General features: G+C 64.8%; 16 protein-coding genes. All 16 read right to left on the bottom strand.

Translation table 11 applies throughout. From position 1 onward, the window contains the following. The 16 genes from ACE3UY_RS10680 to ACE3UY_RS10605 all read right to left on the bottom strand — a co-directional run bounded on the left by ACE3UY_RS10680 (position 1) and on the right by ACE3UY_RS10605 (position 17,663). Entirely contained in the window at positions 1-1,509 is a 1,509-nt protein-coding gene (locus ACE3UY_RS10680; protein ID WP_374687516.1) for a hypothetical protein, read from the bottom strand. 142 nt (positions 1,510-1,651) lie between these two features. Further along, entirely contained in the window at positions 1,652-2,602 is a 951-nt protein-coding gene (locus ACE3UY_RS10675; RefSeq protein ID WP_374687515.1) for a sulfotransferase, read from the bottom strand. Continuing rightward, positions 2,599-4,089, bottom strand: a complete 1,491-nt coding sequence (locus tag ACE3UY_RS10670) for an O-antigen ligase family protein (protein ID WP_374687514.1) — start codon at positions 4,087-4,089, stop codon at positions 2,599-2,601. Before ACE3UY_RS10670 ends, ACE3UY_RS10675 begins: the two co-directional genes overlap by 4 nt. A gap of 65 nt (positions 4,090-4,154) precedes the next feature. Next, the gene (locus ACE3UY_RS10665; RefSeq protein ID WP_374687513.1) at positions 4,155-5,153 is read right to left on the bottom strand and encodes a sulfotransferase; all 999 of its coding nucleotides are present in this window, start codon (positions 5,151-5,153) and stop codon (positions 4,155-4,157) included. Between the two features lie 74 nt (positions 5,154-5,227). Next, positions 5,228-6,238: a sulfotransferase gene (locus ACE3UY_RS10660; protein ID WP_374687512.1), complete on the bottom strand. Its 1,011-nt coding sequence runs from the start codon at positions 6,236-6,238 to the stop codon at positions 5,228-5,230. Between the two features lie 116 nt (positions 6,239-6,354). Beyond that, positions 6,355-7,290, bottom strand: coding sequence for a sulfotransferase (locus ACE3UY_RS10655; RefSeq protein WP_374687511.1), 936 nt, complete (start codon positions 7,288-7,290; stop codon positions 6,355-6,357). A 1-nt stretch (position 7,291) separates the two neighbouring features. Continuing rightward, positions 7,292-8,308, bottom strand: coding sequence for a sulfotransferase (locus ACE3UY_RS10650; protein ID WP_374687510.1), 1,017 nt, complete (start codon positions 8,306-8,308; stop codon positions 7,292-7,294). A gap of 85 nt (positions 8,309-8,393) precedes the next feature. Beyond that, positions 8,394-9,986 carry a flippase gene (locus ACE3UY_RS10645; RefSeq protein ID WP_374687509.1) on the bottom strand — a complete coding sequence of 531 codons (1,593 nt, stop codon included), beginning with the start codon at positions 9,984-9,986 and terminating at the stop codon, positions 8,394-8,396. Positions 9,987-9,990: 4 nt separating this feature from the next. Next, positions 9,991-11,232: a diguanylate cyclase domain-containing protein gene (locus ACE3UY_RS10640; RefSeq protein WP_374687508.1), complete on the bottom strand. Its 1,242-nt coding sequence runs from the start codon at positions 11,230-11,232 to the stop codon at positions 9,991-9,993. Between the two features lie 103 nt (positions 11,233-11,335). After that, positions 11,336-12,058 carry a sugar transferase gene (locus ACE3UY_RS10635; protein ID WP_374687507.1) on the bottom strand — a complete coding sequence of 241 codons (723 nt, stop codon included), beginning with the start codon at positions 12,056-12,058 and terminating at the stop codon, positions 11,336-11,338. Between the two features lie 53 nt (positions 12,059-12,111). Next, entirely contained in the window at positions 12,112-13,335 is a 1,224-nt protein-coding gene (locus tag ACE3UY_RS10630) for a Gfo/Idh/MocA family oxidoreductase (protein WP_374687506.1), read from the bottom strand. Between the two features lie 100 nt (positions 13,336-13,435). Next, complete coding sequence (locus ACE3UY_RS10625; RefSeq protein WP_374687505.1) at positions 13,436-14,545, bottom strand: DegT/DnrJ/EryC1/StrS family aminotransferase; 1,110 nt, start codon at positions 14,543-14,545, stop codon at positions 13,436-13,438. Next, entirely contained in the window at positions 14,545-15,126 is a 582-nt protein-coding gene (locus ACE3UY_RS10620) for an acyltransferase (protein WP_374687504.1), read from the bottom strand. Before ACE3UY_RS10620 ends, ACE3UY_RS10625 begins: the two co-directional genes overlap by 1 nt. A gap of 473 nt (positions 15,127-15,599) precedes the next feature. Next, positions 15,600-16,193 (bottom strand): transcription termination/antitermination protein NusG, encoded by a 594-nt coding sequence (locus ACE3UY_RS10615; protein ID WP_374687503.1) that lies wholly within the window; start codon positions 16,191-16,193, stop codon positions 15,600-15,602. A gap of 183 nt (positions 16,194-16,376) precedes the next feature. Continuing rightward, positions 16,377-16,592, bottom strand: a complete 216-nt coding sequence (locus tag ACE3UY_RS10610) for a hypothetical protein (protein WP_374687502.1) — start codon at positions 16,590-16,592, stop codon at positions 16,377-16,379. Between the two features lie 207 nt (positions 16,593-16,799). Then, complete coding sequence (locus tag ACE3UY_RS10605; RefSeq protein WP_374687501.1) at positions 16,800-17,663, bottom strand: response regulator; 864 nt, start codon at positions 17,661-17,663, stop codon at positions 16,800-16,802. Between the last annotated feature and the right edge of the window lie 367 nt (positions 17,664-18,030).

Below are 18,030 nucleotides of genomic sequence, written 5' to 3'. Positions count from 1 at the left end.
TCACCCCTGCTCCCCTGCGCCCCCGCTCCCCCGCGCTACCATCCCATCCCAGATCGCCTCTCGCGCCTGGGCGAGCACGCCATCCAGCGGCTGAGCGGCGTCGATGACGACGAGGCGGCTTCCCGCCAGGCGCGGATCTGATTCATCCACCAGCCGGCGCAGCAGCCGGGCCTTGGTCTCAATGGTCTCGCGGCTGTGATCCGGCTTGCGGCGCACCGACACATCGGGATCGACGGCCAGGATCAGGAACAGATCGGGCGGCTGGAAGCGGCGGTAGAGCGCCTCTTCCCGGCCGGCCAGACTGCGGGCCACAAAACCATTGTCGCCGCCGGCGGCAATGCGAATTTCCGGCCCGTCGAGCGGCGCTTCCAGCGGAAAGCGGTCGTACAGAACGATACCGCCCGCCGGGAGGTCGCTCCGGAGCGCGGCGCGATGGCGGCGGTAGCGATCGCTACCCACCGACAGGTAGTGGGCGTACAGGCACGCCTGCCGCCCGCCGGCTAACGTTCGGGCGATGACGTTCTCCTCGCCAAAGCGGGCCGCGAAGCCGCGATGGGCGCGCCGTCCGGCCCGGAACGCCGTATAAAGCCAATCGCTGAGCCGCGACGGCTGCTTGCTGCCCAGGTAGTAAGGGTGCAGTTGCACCATGCGGCCGAGCCAACTCTTCAACTCGCGTCCCACCGTCGTCTTGCCCGCCCCATCCGCGCCCACCAGAGCGATGGACAGGCCGCCGCCCGGTAAGGTCATCTTGCGCGCCGGCTCGAACCGGAAGCGGTTGCGGCGGCGGGCCGACTCGTGCGCGTAGCGCAGCACGGCCGGCGCGCGCCCACCGCGCTGATAGGGGCGCAGCCCGGCGCGGGCGGCGCGGCGCAGGCGAAGTAGTTCGCGCCCGTCGCGCACCGATTCCGGCCGCCCGACCGCGCGCAGGAAGCGCTCGACCGTCTCGGCCAGCGCCGGCCCCAGCAGGTCAGCCGTCGCCTCGCGCACCCGTTCCGGCGTCGTCCGCGCCAGCAGCCAGTCAATCTCCTCCCGAATGTGCGCCGGCAGCCCGGGCGAGCGAATACCCAGCAAGTCCTTGACGCCGTCGCGGTCGCGGTACTTCAGCAGCGCCCGCAGTGACAGCACCATCAACTCCAGTTCCGAGGCCGGGACCTTGACGCCGTCTTGCAGGCGGGCGGAGTCCAGAAAGCGCTCCTCCAGAGGCAGTTGGTAATTCTTGACGAACTGCTCGCCCAACACCAGCCGGTAGTGCACGTGCAGGTGGAACAGCGCGCCGCCGGCCGGGTCGAAGCCCAGGTAGTCCTCGATCCCCGGATAGCGCTTGCCCGGCGGGGCCAGCATGCGCCGGATGCGCAGCGGGCCGAGGTGCGCCTGGAAGCGCGCCGCGTCGTCGGGATCGACCAGGATGTCGAGGTCTGTGCCCCCGCTCAGCCCGCGGGCCAGGCGCAGGTTGCTCTTCCAGTGGCAATAGCGAATGCCCTCGCGGTTGAGCGCGGCGAACAGCGCCATTACCGTCGCCAGCGCGCCCGCACCCGCTGCCTCAACTGTCGAACAAACAGAATCCGCATTCTCAGATGCGGACTCTACTTGCCACCGGCCACCGGCCACCGGCCACTCATTCACTACCGGCCAACTACTATCCACCATCGTTCTACCCCTCGAATGAATAGCCCTGCAGAAAGTCGTATGCCTTCATGCGCTCCTCGACCTCGCGCCGCCAACGCGGTTCCCAGACCACCCGCTCCCGGCTGCGTTCCGGCGACGGGTGCACCACGCTCCGGCAAGCGGCCAGATACGCCTCATCGGCCTCCAACCCCAGAAAGTCACAGACACGCGCCAGTTGGGCGGTCGGCGAAGCGACGACCTCTTCATAATGGACGGTCAGCACCTCGCCGGCATCGATGCGCCGGCGCAGCCCGGCCACGGCAGCGCAGTTGGTGAAGTAGTGGTCGATGGCGTTCTCGAACGAGCGCTGACCGCGAACCATGATGTAACTGATGGGGTCGAACGGGTTGCGCACGACGAGTAAGAATCGTACCGTTCCCTCGCCCGCCGCGGCCTGGGAGGCCACGCCGCGCACGCGGTCGAGCAGCGCCGGGTCCTGAGCCAGCCGGCGCGTTGTCGAGCCGGAAGTGCTGTCGCCGACGACTTGCGCCCGGCGATAGCGTCCCTGCCATTGCCCCGGTACGAGAAACGAGTAGGCCTGCACGCGCCGCGCCGTCACCCGGCCCTTCAGGAAGTCGCGCCGCGCCCCATTGGCCAGAACGTGGCCAATCTGCTTCTGGCTGAAGCCGGCCTCGACGAAGCGCAGCACGTCCATGTCGTCGGGCAACACGGCGTCGGGATGAGCGTCCAGCAGCGAGCCGAGCAGGCTGGTTCCGCTCTTGTTATGGCCGATAAACAAACAGAGCGTACGCATATCCTCGAACGCCTCCGGCCGGCGCAGCGTCGCGACGTAGGACGTCAGGTAGCTCTTGCGCAATAGCAAGTGACGGTATGCGTCACCGCGGATCACCGCCCGGCCCACGCCTTGCTGCGTGAAACGCCGCCAGGAACTCGAGTTGAACAAGGACGTAGACAGGTGGTCAAGCGTCCAGCTCATCGCACGACCCCTCCCCGCCCTTCACCCTCTCCCCAATGGGCGGAATGATCGCGGCCAAGGCCACCCGCCGGGTTGGCCGCGATGGCCGGAGCAGCTTCGACCTCGGCCACCAGCAGACCGATCAGGCCCAGCGCAATCCACCACAAGCCCAGCCCGTAAACGACGATCATGTTGATGAAGTTGCTCACGATGATGTGAAACAGGATGACCAGCCAGAGCATAAGCAGTAATTTGCGACTCATGAGGCCACGCGACGGCAACGCCTTGTAGCGGCGCAACGAGCGGGCCAGCCACACGAACACCGGCAACATGTAGAGCGCTAAGCCGACCGCGCCCTGCTCGGCCAGGATGCTCAGGAAGTAGTTGTGCGAGGCGTGATCTTTGTTGTCGTGGGCCATATCCAGCAGCCGGTCGTAGAAGGCGCGGTCGTAGCGGTCGAAGTTGCCATAGCCCCAACCGAACAGCGGCCTGGCCTGGAACATGTTGTACGCGCCGACCATGATTGGCAGCCGGCTAAGGGCCGAGTTCTCCGCCTCCGATGACGTCAGCCGCTCTTTGGCCCACTCCAACTGGCCGGCCAGCAAGACACCAGCCCCCAGCACGACGATGGGCACGGCAACGGCGGCCAGCTTGAGCATGAAACGCGGATAAATAAGCGCCAGCGCCGCCCCGACGGCCAACCCACCCATCCAACTGGCCCGCGAGAAGGAGATGAATGTACCGTATAGCGTCAACAGGAAACAGATTGTGAAGAGTTGTCGCCGCCGCGCCGAGTCGGACTGCTGCCCAGCGTGAAACAGGATCAGGCCGCCGAACATGAGGGCGATGGTGTAGATGGCGGCGTTGATGAGTGTTCCCACCGTGCGCTCGCCGGCGTTTTCCATCCATTCCGATGGCAGCAGGCTCGGCGCGAACTGGGAGAGAACGCCGACCGCGGCCTGCGACAGGACGACCAGCACCGCCGCCATCAGCAGCCAGTTCATTTCCCAATCGCTGGGCCGGGCCAACCGGATGATCAGATAGAGACACATCGCCACCACGATCCGGTCGTAGAACAGGTATAGCGTGGCCTGTGGCTGGCTGTTTTGCAGCAGAATCGAGACGACGCTGACCATCACGTAGCCGGCCATGGCGACTTCCGGCAGCCCCAGCCGCGGCAAGGAGCGCGGCCGGATGCGCAGCGCGGCGCTCAGGACGATGAGCCCCAGCGTCAGCAGCGGCAGCCCCCGGTGAATCGCCCAGTAGACGTATCGTTCGGCAGCCGTGTCGGTGTGCAGCAACAGCGGCGTTAACATCAGCCAGACCACCACCGACACGAACGGGTAGCGGTGGATGACGACCAGCGCCGGGACAGCCAGCAACAGCCCGGCGGCGATCTGCCACCAGCCGGTGATTACCAGATAGGCGATGACCACGCCTACGATCCCGCCCAGCAATAGCACGAGCGAGACGAGCGGCCACGCAGGACGACGCGCAATTCCTTCCATAGTTAGGGGCTAGGGGTCAGGGACTAGGGTCTAGGAAAGAGCATTTCTCCCCTAGGCCCTGGCCCCTAATTAACGGCGACAGCGGTATCGGGCGGGGGCGCAACAATCCGATAGGACGGCACGGCCCGCCCCTTGCGATCCAGCATCGCTTCGCGGCCGCGCCAGGCGGCAGCGCGGGCGACGTTGAGCGGCTGGTCTATGGCGTAGAAGAGTGTCTTCTCGCCGCGTGACAGGTTAACGTCGTCCAGAACATAGCCGAGTGAGGCCATCTCCGCGCCGGCTTTCTGTTCCATGTAGGCGATCTGCCGCCGCGACATGACGTTGCGGAAGCGGCCGATTGAACTGGTCGAGATGCGCCCCGGCTGGCGGCGGCCGTAGGAACTGTTGCCACCCTCGTCGCGGAACTGCTGCGCGCTTTGCATGGTCAGCATCTCCGGACTGTACGCCTCACCCAGGAAGGCGCACAACTCTTGCAGCGTCTCCTCGGGCCGGAAGACCAACGTCTCGTAGCGCAGCAGCTTGTAGCGGTCGGGATAGCGCTGGCTGTTGCGCCGGGCGCATTCCACCGACCACAGCCACATCGCCGTGCCCGCGCCCACGCCGCCGCGGCTCTGGCCCCAGCGCGTCCAGGCCGAAGCGTAGCGGTCGCGTGGATCGCGGATCATGTGGATGATGCGCGCCTGGGGGAAAGCCTCGAAGATGGGTTCGGCGTAGCGCTCGGTGTTCAGCGACTTGTCGCCCCAGCGCGGCTTGCCCTGGCGCTCGGCGTAGTGCCGGCCGATCAGGTCGAACAGGCGCGCATAGCTCGGCTCGCCCTGCCAGAACTCGCGGCGCAGCCGGTTCGCGTCGGGCCGCAGCCGCACGATGCGCTTATAGCGCATCATCATGGCCAGGCAACGCTCGAAGTTGGCCTGCTGGCTCAGATCGCCGTACTGGCCATAGAAGTGCGTCCACAGGTTGGTGCGGCGCATCATGGCGATTGTCGGGTGCGAACCGAGCAGGGCGTAAATCAGGCTGGTGCCGCTGCGCTCCAGACCGGCAATGTAGATGGGTTGACTTTCCATGCGCAACTACTCCCCAAGCATAAATTAGGAATCAGGAATTGCCGGCGGCTCGTGATGCGCCAGCGGTAGCGAGCTCAATCATTGGCAAACAACTGCCAGGCCAGCGCGCCGGCCCTGTTGAACGGTTCGTCCATCCAGTGTCGCAGCCGCCTCGGCCGGATCGTCGCGCCGGCGGCTGCCTCATACCCGAGAGCCTCCATTTCGGCCCCCACCTGGCTCTCGACGTAGCGCGGGATGGTATCCCGCGTCTGCCTACTCGACAGGACAGGCGTAGGGCTGCCCCATATCGTCTCGTCTAGCGGCGAGGCCGCCGTCCCTGGAACCATCTCAGGGTAACAACGCTCGCCCAAGAAGGCGCACACCTCGCCCAGGACACGCTCCGTCTCGGCCAGCAGGTCTTCATAGCGGACAAGCAGATAGCGGCCCGCGTAACGACGGCTGTGGCGCAGGCCCAGTTCGGCCGAGCGCCGCCACGCCATCGTCTCCCACCCCAGCTTGCCGGGCCGCGCCCGCCCGCGCCCGGCGACGACGGCGTACCGGTCGCGCGGGTCGCGCACCATGTGGATCATGCGCGCGTCCGGCTGGGCGGCGAAGATGGGGTCGGCGTACTGCTCGACGTGGCCCAGCTGGTCGCCCCAGCGCCGCTTACCCCGCCGCTCGGCATGATGCCGGTGGAACAGCGCAAACAGCCGTCCATAGGCCATCTCATCCCCCTCCCCTTGGGAGGGGCTAGGGGAGGGCCCGGCATCCCCCTCCCCTTGGAAGGGCCTAGGGGAGAGCCTGGCATCCCTCTCCCCTTGGGAGGGGCTAGGGGAAGGCCCGGCGCGGAATTCGCGCTCAATCCGCTCCCGTCCCGGCTCCAGCTGGCGAATACCGGGCGAGGCCAGCATCGCATCGAGACAGCGCGCCAGATTTTCCTCGTTCCTCAGGTCGCCAAAGCGCCCGTAGAACTTGGGCCACATGTACGTGCGCCGGGTCAGGCTCAGGTCGGGGTGGCTGTCCAGCATCAGCCGCAGTTGGGTCTTGCCGGAGTAGCTCAGTCCGCCGATGTAGATTGGCCCGGTAAGTGAATTACTATTGTCCATGAACAAAGCCAGGTTCCAGGGGCCAGGTTCCAGGTTCCAGGGGCCAGGTTCCAGGTTCCAGGGTCAAGACAGGCCCGCGTGGCTGCTCTCTTCCCCTGGCCCCTGGAACCTGGAACCTAGCCCCTAATCAGACGTGTCAGTGAAGTCGTGGGCATGACCGCCCGGCAGCGCAGCCGGTCGGCCAGCGACAGGTGCACCGGCTCCAGATCGTAGCCGAAAGCCGCCATCCGCGCCGCCGTCTGATCTTGCAGATAGCCCCACTCATGGGCAGCCAGGCGCTGACGGAAGCGACCGATATAGGCCGTGGAGAGCGGGCTATGGCGGGTCTCGCTGTCCTGGAAGCGGGCGGCGTGGCCCAGGGCCAGCATGTCCGGCGTCATCTCCAGACCCACGAACGCGCTCACATCGCGCAGCGTCTCCTCCGGGTGGGCGGCCAACGTCTCGTAGCGCACCACCTTGTAGCGGTCGGGATAGCGGCGCTGGTGGCGCAGCGCCAGGTCGGCCGAGCGCGACCAGCGCTCGGCCGCGTCGCCCAACCGGCCGGGCCGGCGGCCGTCGCGGGCCACAATCGCCTCGTACCAGTCGCGCGGGTCGCGCAGCAGGTGGACGATGCGGGCCGCGGGAAAGATCGCCAGAATCTCCTTGGCGTAATTCTCCACCGACTCGGTCTGGTCGCCCCAGCGCGTCTTACCCAGGCGCTCAGCGTAGTGCCGGTGCACCAGGGCGAAGAGGAGGGCATAGGCCGCCGTATCACTCGTAGGGGCGGATTTGAAACCCGCCCCCACAATGGCGTAAAACTCGCGCCGCAGCCGCTCCACGTCCGGTTCCAGGGCGCGCACGTGCTTGTTCTGCCGCATGGCGTTCAGGCAGCGCTCGAAGTTGGCCGGGTCGGCCAGATCGCCCCAGTGGTCGTAGATGCGCGTCCACAGGCGCGTGCGCTTGCTGAAGACCACCTCCGGGTGGGCGGCCAACATCAGCCGCATATACGTTTTTCCGGAGCGCTCCAGCCCACCGATGTAGATGGGCGCGTCGGGTAAGTGATTGTTGTCCATATTATGAACCGGCCGGCTGTGGAGTTGCGCCGGCGTCGCGCACGACCATGCCGGAACTAGGGCGGCGGCCGAACCGGCCCGGCGCGCGCTGCTGCAATCCCTCGACGACGCGCCAGGCCGTCAGGCGGGCCATGTTCATGGGAAAGTCCACCGCCACCAGTCGCGCCCGTTCCGCCGCGCTGAATTGGAGCGGATCCGGCTGGTAGTCAAAGGCGGCCATCTCGCGGGCGGCGAAGCGCTGCATGAAGGCCAGTTCGGCCGGCGGGATGGCGCCGCGGTACAGGCCGATGTAGGCCTCCGAGAGCGGGCTTTCCCCCGGCTGCAAGGGGCGGCCGTGGCTGCGCTTCTCGCGATACTCCGGCGCGCCGTCCATGGACAGCATCGCCGGCGTGTAGCTCTCGCCCAGAAAGTCGCATACCTCGCGTAGCGTCTGCTCCGGCTGTCGCACCAGCGACTCGAAGCGGACGAGCAAGTAGCGACCGGGGTAGCGCCGCAGGTTGCGCTGGGCCAGGCGAGTCGAATAGAGCCAGCGGGCCGTCGCGCCGCCGGCCCGCCCCTTGCCGTCAGGCCACAGCTCCAGCGAACCATAGTAGCGGTCGCGCGGGTCGCGGATCATGTGGATCATCTGCGCCCCGGGAAACTCCTCGAAGATCACGTCGGCGTAGCGCTCAATCAGGCCGGTCTGGTCGCCCCACCGTGGCCTGCCTTCGCGCTCGGCGTGGTGCTGCTGGATGAGTCCGAACAGGCGGCCATAGGTGCGCGGCCCTTCGGCGAACTCGCGGCGCAGTCGCGCCGGATCGGGATCCAGACAGCGCACGTGCTTGTAGCGCAGCAAGGCCGCCAGCAACCGCTCCACATTCTCATCCTGGCGCAGGTCGCCATACTGGCCGTAGAAGTAGCTCCACATGTTGGAGCCGACCGACGGGATGGAGATATTCGGGTGCGACACCAGACAGGCGCGCAACGTCGTCTTGCCACAGCGGTCAGGGCCGCCGATGAAGATGGGATTGTGTACCATAGAGTTTGACATGCAGGGGAGCAGAGGAGCGGGGGAGCGGGGGAAAGATCTCTTTCCTCAGTCCCTGGCCCCTAATCCCTAGTCTCTAATGCTTGCTCTTTAGTTTGGACGACGCCTTGCGGCGAGCGGTCTGAATCATGGCCCGCTCTTCGGCCGAGAAGCCGAGCCGCAGAACCAGCCCGCCGTAGACCGCCAGCAAGACGGCCGCGCCGATGGCGGCGTTGACCAGACTCCCGCCCGGCGGCAGCCAGCGCCCCACGACCAGCGCCGCCAGCAGCCCCGCCAGCGCCGCGCTCACCGGCTTCAGGAAGTCGCGGTTATAGGGCAGCAGCCGGAACAGGTAGTATACCTGGCCCAGGCGTAACAGATTCACGCTGGCCTCGCCGATCAGGGCCGCTGTCGCCGCCCCGGTCACGCCCCAGCGCGGAATGAGCAGCACGTCGAACGACAAAAAGATAGCCAGCCGGGCGATAGAGTTGAACAGTTTCAGCCGCGTATGGCCGGTCATGTCGATGATGATGCCGCCCATGCCGGTTCCGACCAGGATCAGGGCCGAGACGGACAGGATGATCAGCGCCACCGCGCCATCGGTGAAGCTCTGGCCGAAGATCGACAAGATCTGTTGCGGAAACAGGAGCATCAGGAGAAAGACCGGCAACTGAGCCGTCACGCCCCACTTATTGGCCGTCTGGTAGAGGCGGCCCATCTCCGGCAGGTCGCCCCGGTCGTGCAGTTCGGCGATGATCGGCTTGGCGGAGACGTTGATGGACGATGAGAACTGGCCGCTAATCATCGTCACCTGGCTGGCGACGGTGAAGACGCCGACGCCAGCGATGGTGTTCAACGTGCCCAGAATCAACGTCTGGAAGTTGCTGTGGAACTTGACCATCATGTCCGACAGCCAGACGGGCACGGAAAAGGCCATGATGGCGCGGGCGTCGCGCCGCGCGCCCCGGAGCGGTCGCCGCAACCCGAACTGCTTGTGCAAGAAGTAGAGCAGGATGAACGACGCTGCCAGGTCGGCCAGGCCAAACGTGATGATCGCCTCGGCGGCGCTGAAGCCGCCCAAGGCCAGGATGGCGATCATGGCCAGCCGGATAACCGGCTGGATGATGAACTGCGCCAGTGTGGCGTAGTCCATCCGCTTGAAGCCCCGCATGGCCCCGGCCAGCACTTCGCTGAGCGTCAGCATCGGGACGATGACACTCACCAGTTGGAGCAGCGGGGCCAGTTGAGGCTCACCAAACAGCATCTCAGCCGCCGGATAGGCCAGGGCGAAGAGCAGCGTGCCGGTCAGCAGGCTGGACAGGGTAGCCACGCCGATGCCCAACTGGAGCGCGCCCCACAACGCATCTTCTTCCTTGTGGTTAGCCAGCACGGCGACGTAGCGCACCAGGGCCGCATCCAGCCCCATGATCGCTACAGCTACGGCGATGTTAGCCGCGCTGAGCGCCAGGCTATACATACCGAATTGCTCGGCCTGGAGCAGGCGGGCCAGCACCACGGCGGTGACGACCCGCACGCCCGTCAGGAACATCTTACCGGCAAAGGTGATGCCGCCACCCCTGGCGACAAAGGCGATGTTGCGGCTGACGACCGCGCCGCCGGCCGCCGGCGTATCAGCACGGTCGGGGCCTTTAACCCCGACCGGTAGCGAATCCGCGCTATGTTCGGTCATATCATCAATCCGCGGCCGTCCCTAGCTCGGTCGGTTCCGGCCGCGCTTGTACGGGCGGCAGCCCGTTTCCCTCTACCGCTATCTCGTAATGAGACTCGTTAATCTCGCGCTTCGTGCCGGTACCCAATCGATTCCTGCCGTTCGACCCCTGGGAGAACTCTTCCGGCGAGTACTCCGTGCCGGACAGGCCGAGCGCGCCGATGGCCTCGTCCAGGAATTGTTCCGGCTCCTTGCGGCCATCCTCATACGTCGCCAGGCCCAGCGAGGCGTGCAGGCGCGGCGTCTGTTTGCGGGCGTCGCCAGACGAGGCGCTGTGCTGCGGCAGGCTGCGAATGCGCGTGACCGCTTTGTTGAGCAGGAGCTGGGCGTCGCCCCGCCGGGTGTCGGGCAGCAACACGGCGAAGGTGCTGCTGTCGAACCGGGCCAACACGTCCTCTTCGCGCAGCAGCCGTTCGATGGCCGTCTTGGCCAGGCGCATAACGTCGCCCCGGTCATGGTCGCTGCCCAGTTCCACGCGGATCAGGCCCAGCGACAGCGGCCGGCCGCTCCGCCGGGAGCGGCTGATCTCGCCCCACAGCCGGTGCAACAGATAGGAACGGGTGTAGGCATCCGTGTCCCGCTCAATAATATTGAACGATTCCCGCGCAGTCGTCGCCGTCTCCAGATAGCGCAGCAGGAATACCAGACCCGCGCCCAGCGCCAGACCCAGCGCGCCGCCCATCGCCAGGTTCATGACCACGTTGGGCTGGCTGGGGTTGCGCGGCAGATTGGCCTCGTCCAGCGGCTCCAGTTCGAATACGTCATAGAGCTCACTGACGTAGCCCACCGTCTCCACGCCGACGGCGTTGGCGAAGTCTCGCACCACCTTCGGGTCGTGGCCCGACGCGGTGATCTCCATAACGTTGGTGCCGCCGACGACGCGCGCGCCGATGCTGAGACCCTGCTGCTCGGCCGTCGAGAGGCCCAGGCGCTCTATCGCCTGACGCTTAATGGTACGACTGGTCGCCACCTCGGCAAACGTTGTGTTGATCTCGACACGCCGGCTGACCATGTCCAGGGCGCGCACGAAGTCATCGCTGAGCGTGACCTCCGACGTGCGCGGCCGGATGACAAAGGTGGTTGACGTCTCATAGACCGGCCGCTGCCTGCTGGTCAAGAAGTAGGTGATGCCGAAGACGACCGCAAAGCCAAACAGCACCAGCCACCACCGCTTCTTGAGAACTCGCCAATAGGCTTGGATTTCCATACTACACTCCCAAGGAACAACCGCCGCCGATGGGCGACGGACTACAGACCACGGCTCCCCACTGACTACTTACTGCCTACCGCGCTAACGCGCTACTCAGCCCCTACAATGCCCCCTTCCGCGTAATCACGACGCGCGCCGTGCCGAGCATGATCGCCAGGTCGGCCCGCAGGGACAGCGTCCGCACGTACTCAATGTCGTAGGCGGCGATCTCGTTAAAGGTGAGCGAGCTCCGGCCGTGCACCTGGGCCAAACCCGTGATGCCCGGCAGCACGGCCAGACGCTCGCGATGCCACTCCAGATAGGCGTCGGTCTCCCACGGCACGTTGGGGCGCGGGCCGATCAGGCTCATCTCCCCTTTCAGCACATTGAAGACCTGCGGCACTTCGTCCAGGCTGGCCTTGCGCAAGAACCGGCCCACGCGGGTGATGTCGTCGGTGCGGATAGGCTTGTTGATGGCGTCTTGCCCGTCGGGCCGCTCGCCCATCTGGCCGGCCACGAAGGATTGCATGTACTCTCGGTCCGCCTGACCGTCATAGTCGGCGCGCATGGTGCGGAACTTGTAGAGCCGGAACCGCCGCCCGTCCTTGCCGACCCGCTCCTGCACGAAGAGGGGCGAGCCCTTTGAGTCGAGAACGATGCACAGGGCGATCACCCCCATCAGCAGGAGCAGGAGCGGCAGCGCAACCAGACATGCCATCATATCCAGGGCGCGCTTGTACGGCAGGTATCGCTCGCGGTCAACGCGAGCTTCCACCAATACGGCCGCGGCGGTTGGGAACGCGGCAGATGAGAAACTGTCGGGTTCAAGATTAGCGATGGACATGTCTACTCTCCAGTACTACGAAGCACTACTGATACTACTGAGTGCTGCTCAACTCAGTCTGCGGCGGCGGAAGGAGCCAGACCAAGTCTTGCGATACCATTGGCGGGTGGCGGCCCGCCCTGTTTGGCCATGACGGGCAGGCCGCCGCGCGCCTCTATGGCCGCCGCCGCGCGCACCAGCGCCGGGTCGGCATAGTGCGTCCAAACGTGCGGCGCACTCTGGTCGCCGGTCATCAGCCGTTGGTCGCCGTTCTTCCACAGGTCGTAGCCTGCCGTGCGCGGATCGCCCTGGCCCAGCCAGATGGGTTGTTGCAACTGGCTCGACTCGAGTAGCTTGCCGGCCAAGGCCAGCGCCGCCATACCGTCCCAGGCCGTCACGCGCGGCGGCAACCCGTGCCGCACGGCATGGACGAAAGCGCGCAGCTCTTCCTTGAGCGGTTCGCTGCGCTCGATGCGGTAGTTGATCATGTCGCCTTCGCTGACCCCCAGCAGACCGCCAGCCGAGTTGAGGCCATTGATGTGAAGATTCTGGTAGTGACGCAGTTCCTGGGTCAGATAGCCGGCGACGAACATACCGCGCTCCCCGGTCACGATGAGTTCGCGGATCTTGGTGGGTGTCAGCCAGTTGATGTTGATGACCGCCAGCACGCCATTGGCGAACTTCAGCAGCCCCATGACCATGTCTTCATGAGTCACGTGGATACGGCGGTCTGTCTCGGCATACACCCGTTGGGCGGGGGCCTCGACCAGCTTGTGGATCACATCCAGGTCGTGAGTAGCCAGGTCGATGATGACGCCCACATCCTGGATGCGCGGCGGGAACGGGCCTAGCCGGCGCGCATGGATCTCGAAGATGCGTCCCAGCTCACCCGCGTCGAGCCGCCGCTTCAGTTCGATGATAGCCGGGTTGAAGCGCTCGATGTGGCCGACGGTCAGCGTGACGCCGTACATCTGCGCCAGCCGGATCATCTCCAACCCCTCATCCAGCGTGGCGGCGATAGGTTTCTCGACCAGGACGTGAACGCCCCGCTCGATGGCCGCCCGGGCCACGCGCAAATGCTCGCGCGTGGGCACGGCGATGGACACCAGATTCGGCCGCTGCTCGTCGAGCATGGCCTCGTAGTTGCCGTAGCCCTTGACGCCCATGCGCAGCCCGACTCGCTCGGCCTGCTCGCGGTTGGCGTCGGCCACTCCAACCAGCTTCACTTCATTCAATTCACTGTAGACGCGGGCATGGTTGGTTCCCATCGATCCCACGCCGATAACTGCGGCACGCATGATACTCCTCCCGATTGCCACAACTGGCAGCTTGCAGGTACGTCCCACTGCAGAAAGTGGGTCGCACCTGGAGATAATCTGGCCCGACCCCGCCACATCGTCAGACAGTCGCCAACGCCGGCGCGCCTACTTCTGCCAGCGCGCCACAGACGGCGTTGACGATCTGGTGCAGGTCCTCCGGTTGCAGCGCGGGGTGGACGGGCAGCGAAAGAACCTCGCGGCTGGCCGCTTGCGACATGGGCATGAAAGGCTGGTAGCCGCGCTCGCGATACACGTCCTGATCGGAGATGGGAACCGGGTAGTAGACCTCTGAGCCTACGCCCCGGTCGGCCAGCGCCTTACGGAAGGCGTCGCGCTCGAAGGGCACGCGGATCGTGAACTGATGATACACGTGCTCATAGCCGGCCGGTGTGCGCGGCAAGATCAGGCCGTCTACGCCGGCCAGCATCTCCATCAGGAAGGCCGCGTTGGCCTGCCGCCGCCGCGTCAGTTCGGGCAGCCGCCCCAACTGCACCAGCCCGATGGCCGCCTGCATGTCGGTCATGCGGAAGTTGAAGCCCAACCGCTCATGGTAGTAGCGCACCCGCATGCCGTGGGCGCGCAGGAGACGGGCCCGGTCGGCCACGGCGTCGTCATCGGTGGTGATGATGCCGCCCTCGCCGGTGGTCATGTTCTTCGTCGCATAGAACGAGAAGCACCCCGCGCCGAAGCTGCCGACGCGACGCTCGTCGATGGCCGCGCCGTGGGCCTGGCAGGCGTCTTCGATGAGAGCCAGGTTGTGCCGGCGGGCGATGTCGCCCAGGTGCTCCATGTCGCTGGGCAGGCCGTAGAGATGCACGGGCATGATGGCCTTCGTGCGTGGCGTGATGGCCGCTTCCACCTGCGCCGGGTCGATGTTGAACGTCTCCGGATCGATGTCAACAAAGACGGGCGTCGCCCCGGTATAGAGGATGGAGTTGGCCGTGGCGATGAAGCTGAACGGCGTGGTGATGACCTCGTCGCCGGGGCCAATCTCATAGGCCAGCAGGGCCAGCCACAGCGCCATCGTCCCGGATGAGACGGCGATGCCGTGGCGCACGCCGCAGTAGGCGGCAAAACGCTCTTCGAACTCGGCCACGCGCGGCCCCTGGGCCAGTTGGCGCGATTCCAGCACGGCCATGACCGCCGCCTGCTCTTCCGGGCCGATAATGGGGTTAACCAAAGAGATCATCACAATATTTCCTTCAACTCATATGCTGTCAGACAAACCTGGCAGAACCACGACCCGTTGTTATCCCGGGTCAACCGGTGGCCGCACTGGCAGACGTGTCCCACCAGCTTGGCGGGCGATCCCATCACCAGGCCATAGCTGGGCACGTCGCGCGTCACCAGCGCCCCGGCGGCGACCATGGCGAAACGTCCGATGGTCACGCCGGGCAGGATGATGGCCCCCGCGCCGATGGACGCGCCATAGCGCACCCGCGTCGCGCCCACCTCCCAATCGTCGTCGGTCTTCAACTCGCCATTCGGGGTGATGGCGCGCGGTCGTTTGTCGTTCGTCAAACAGACATAGGGCCCAATAAAAACACCATCCTCGATCGTCGCCCCATGATAGACCGAGGCATAGTTCTGAATCTTCACCCGGTCGCCAATCACAACGTTGAAGTCAATGTAGACACCCTTGCCGATGATGCACTGATCCCCAATACGCACGCCTTCCCGCACCTGGGCCTGATGCCAGATGCGAGTGTCGTGACCGATCGTCGCTCGGGGAGACGCCTCAGCGGTTGGGTGGGCATAAAACTCACCCATGTTGCCCTCCTTCCCTGTCAGATCAACACGTCCCGCTACCCCATCCCCCACTTCTATCTGTACTGTGTCTTCTCTAAATATGTACACCTCTGTTTACCTCACCTCAGATAAATTCGCGGGCTTTCCTCTTCCACATGTCCAGAGACAGTCGCCCCACCCCTCAGCTGGCATGCCAGCAAAGTCGCCATGAACCGCACACAGCAGGGCGATTTGCCAAATCGCCCTACGCTCGATTTTCGTCTGTTGTAGTGCCCAACGGGCGCGGATTGGAAGGGTTGTCAGAGATAGGAGGCGCGCTCCGCCGTCCGGCGCGCGCTGCGTCGGATACCGGTACTACGTATGTGAAACGCCCGGGAGCGGTGGCTACAACCGGCAGCGTCTCTTGAATGCGAACTCCAGGAGTCCGCTCATCGCCCAACAGCAGTTGGACTCAACCCCGGAAACCGGCGCGGCTCCGGGAGAATGCGACAGCCCTAGCGATAGTTAATCACCCGGCCACGGCCGCGTGTGCGGCGCGGCGGACGCCCGGCGGACAGACCGGCCGGCGCGGGCTTGACCGCGGCCGCGCCCGCCGGGAGCTCCTCCAGGTCGGCGGCATTCACGCGCACCCGGCACGAGCGCCCCAGGAAGTCGAGCAAGACCGTGACCCGCTCGCCCGGCGTGCACTCTCGCTCGAACAGCGCGGCCACGTCGGCCATTGGCCCCTTGGTGATGCGCACCGGGTCGCCCGGCCGGAAGCGGCTGCGCGTCGCGCCTTGCCCCTGGTTCAACTCGGCCACTTTGCTGCGGATCAATTCAATGGTCGCCACGGGCATGACCGCCGGAGCATCGTCGAAGGTGACAATGTGGCGCAGTCCCGGCGTCCATTGCCAGCGCGAGGTGGGCAGCGCCGCCAGATCGAAATGCGCGAAGAGGTAGCAGGGGAAGTAGGCCATCGGCCGGCGCACTCCGGCGTGATCGGTCGTCCACACCTGGGGCGCGAGCGTCTCGATCTCCAGCTCATTCAGTCTGGCGGCCACCCTGGCTTCCTGTTGCGATTTCGTATGGAGCGTGTACCACTGTTCCATCGATCCGTCTGTCCTTCGCGCCCGGCGCGGTGCAAAAAAAAAAAAACGCGGCCACTTCTGGTTGTGGGGATTCCACAACAAGAAGGGCCGCGCAGAGTTTGCTTCTGGCCTATGTAGTTGTCTAAAGTCTGCCTCGCTCCCGCCTATTCACGAGAGCGACTCGCCTATATTGTTTACCTTTACTTACTCGAACGTGATCGTCGCATAATCGGGACGGCTGTTCTTGAAGATGATCTGTATCGTCCCATTCTTATCAGGATAGTTCCGCAGCAGACGATCAACGAACTGCCGTTCATCCTCACCGGGCGACGCTTTTTCGGTAATCATGACCTGCGTCACTATCGCCCTTCCATTCGTGAAGGTGATCGTCTTTCGCCCAAACGGTACCGGCATTGACATTCTTCCCTCCTCACGCAAGAGTGCGCTACACGTGAGTACGTTTAACACTCCATATCTAAATATAGAGTGCCGCGGCGACCGAACTAGGTTGTTGTAGCGATGTGTAGTGTGACGGTTAAGGCCAGAGAGCGACGATGTAATCCGTACTAGATGCTGATTATACCTGTTAACATGGCGTTAATCAATTGCAGTTCCAGAGAGAATTATTCATTCTGAATGTTTGGAACTACCACCATCGAGTAGGTAAGAGCGCCGATTAGAGACGAACAAGTACCCCTGGCCGCGAACGGTCAGGATAATCTCCGGCTCATCGGGGCACAACTCCAGCTTCCGCCGCAGGCGGAAGATATAGGGCCGGATCAGTTCGCCGGCCTCCAGCGGGTCAAGCTCATAATTCCAGGCGTCGCGCGCCAGTTGCTCGGTGGCGATGGGCTGGTCAGGATTCGACATCAGGCTGGCTAGCACCGACGCCTCGCCCCGGCTCAGGTCAACGGTTCGGCCCGGGTCGTCGTAAAGCATCGCCTTGCGCTTGACACAATCGAGCCGCACGGGCGGCACGATGATCACCGGGTTGTGGCTGCGCGCGGGATCTTCGGGCAGGTCAGCCACGTCCGTGTCAACGCCGCTGCGACCCGCCTCGCGCACCAATCGGGCCAGTTGGTTCTTCAGGCCGGCCAATGACTCCAGCGAGCGATGGATAGCGTCAACGATGACGAATGTATCAATGGGCTTGACCAGATAGTCGGCCGCCCCGACACGGATGGCCGCGATGGCGGTGCGCAGGGTCGGCTTGCCGGTCAGAACGACGATCTGAAGGCCCGGTTGGAGCTTGCTGACATTCTGCAGGAAGGCCACACCATCGGGCTGGGCACTATCCAGGTCGAGAACCAGTACGTCATAGGGGCTGTCGGTGAGCCAGGACAGAGCTTGCGCCGAATGAGCCGTCGTTTCCACCTGGTGGCCGCCGGCCACCAACGTCTCCATCAGAATGGAGCGAGCGCTGGGCTCCGCCTGTAGAATCAGGACGTGCGCGCCAAGCGATGAATCGAGACCATTCAGCTGTGCTTGCATTGCGATGAACCTGCACCCTTCATGAATCTAGCCACTGCGGGCCGCTCTAACGAGAACAGCCGGGAATCAAGTTAGCCATCGCCGCGCTTTGTCTACCGGCGAAACAGCGTCCACGCCTGGAAACCCAATTTGGCGAGAAGCCCCTTCCTGCGTCTGCGCTGCTATGCGGTCGCGATGGGGAGCGCAGGTAGTGGCCCTTTCGGAATAGCCGGACGCGCCAATGGCTTCAATTGTCTGATAGCGGCAAAAGTGCTATGGTTCCAATACATCGGCCGGATGGGACAACAACTTCGTTTCCACCCTACTAAGCAGAAACATCTACCGGCACTACGCGACTGTGCAATACGGCTACTCCTTACTCCACTAC

The sequence above is a fragment of the Promineifilum sp. (SeqCode) genome (genome assembly GCF_041918635.1).
Taxonomy (GTDB): domain Bacteria; phylum Chloroflexota; class Anaerolineae; order Promineifilales; family Promineifilaceae; genus Promineifilum.
Note: the sequence above shows the minus strand (reverse complement) of the source record. Positions and strands in the feature narration are given on the sequence as shown.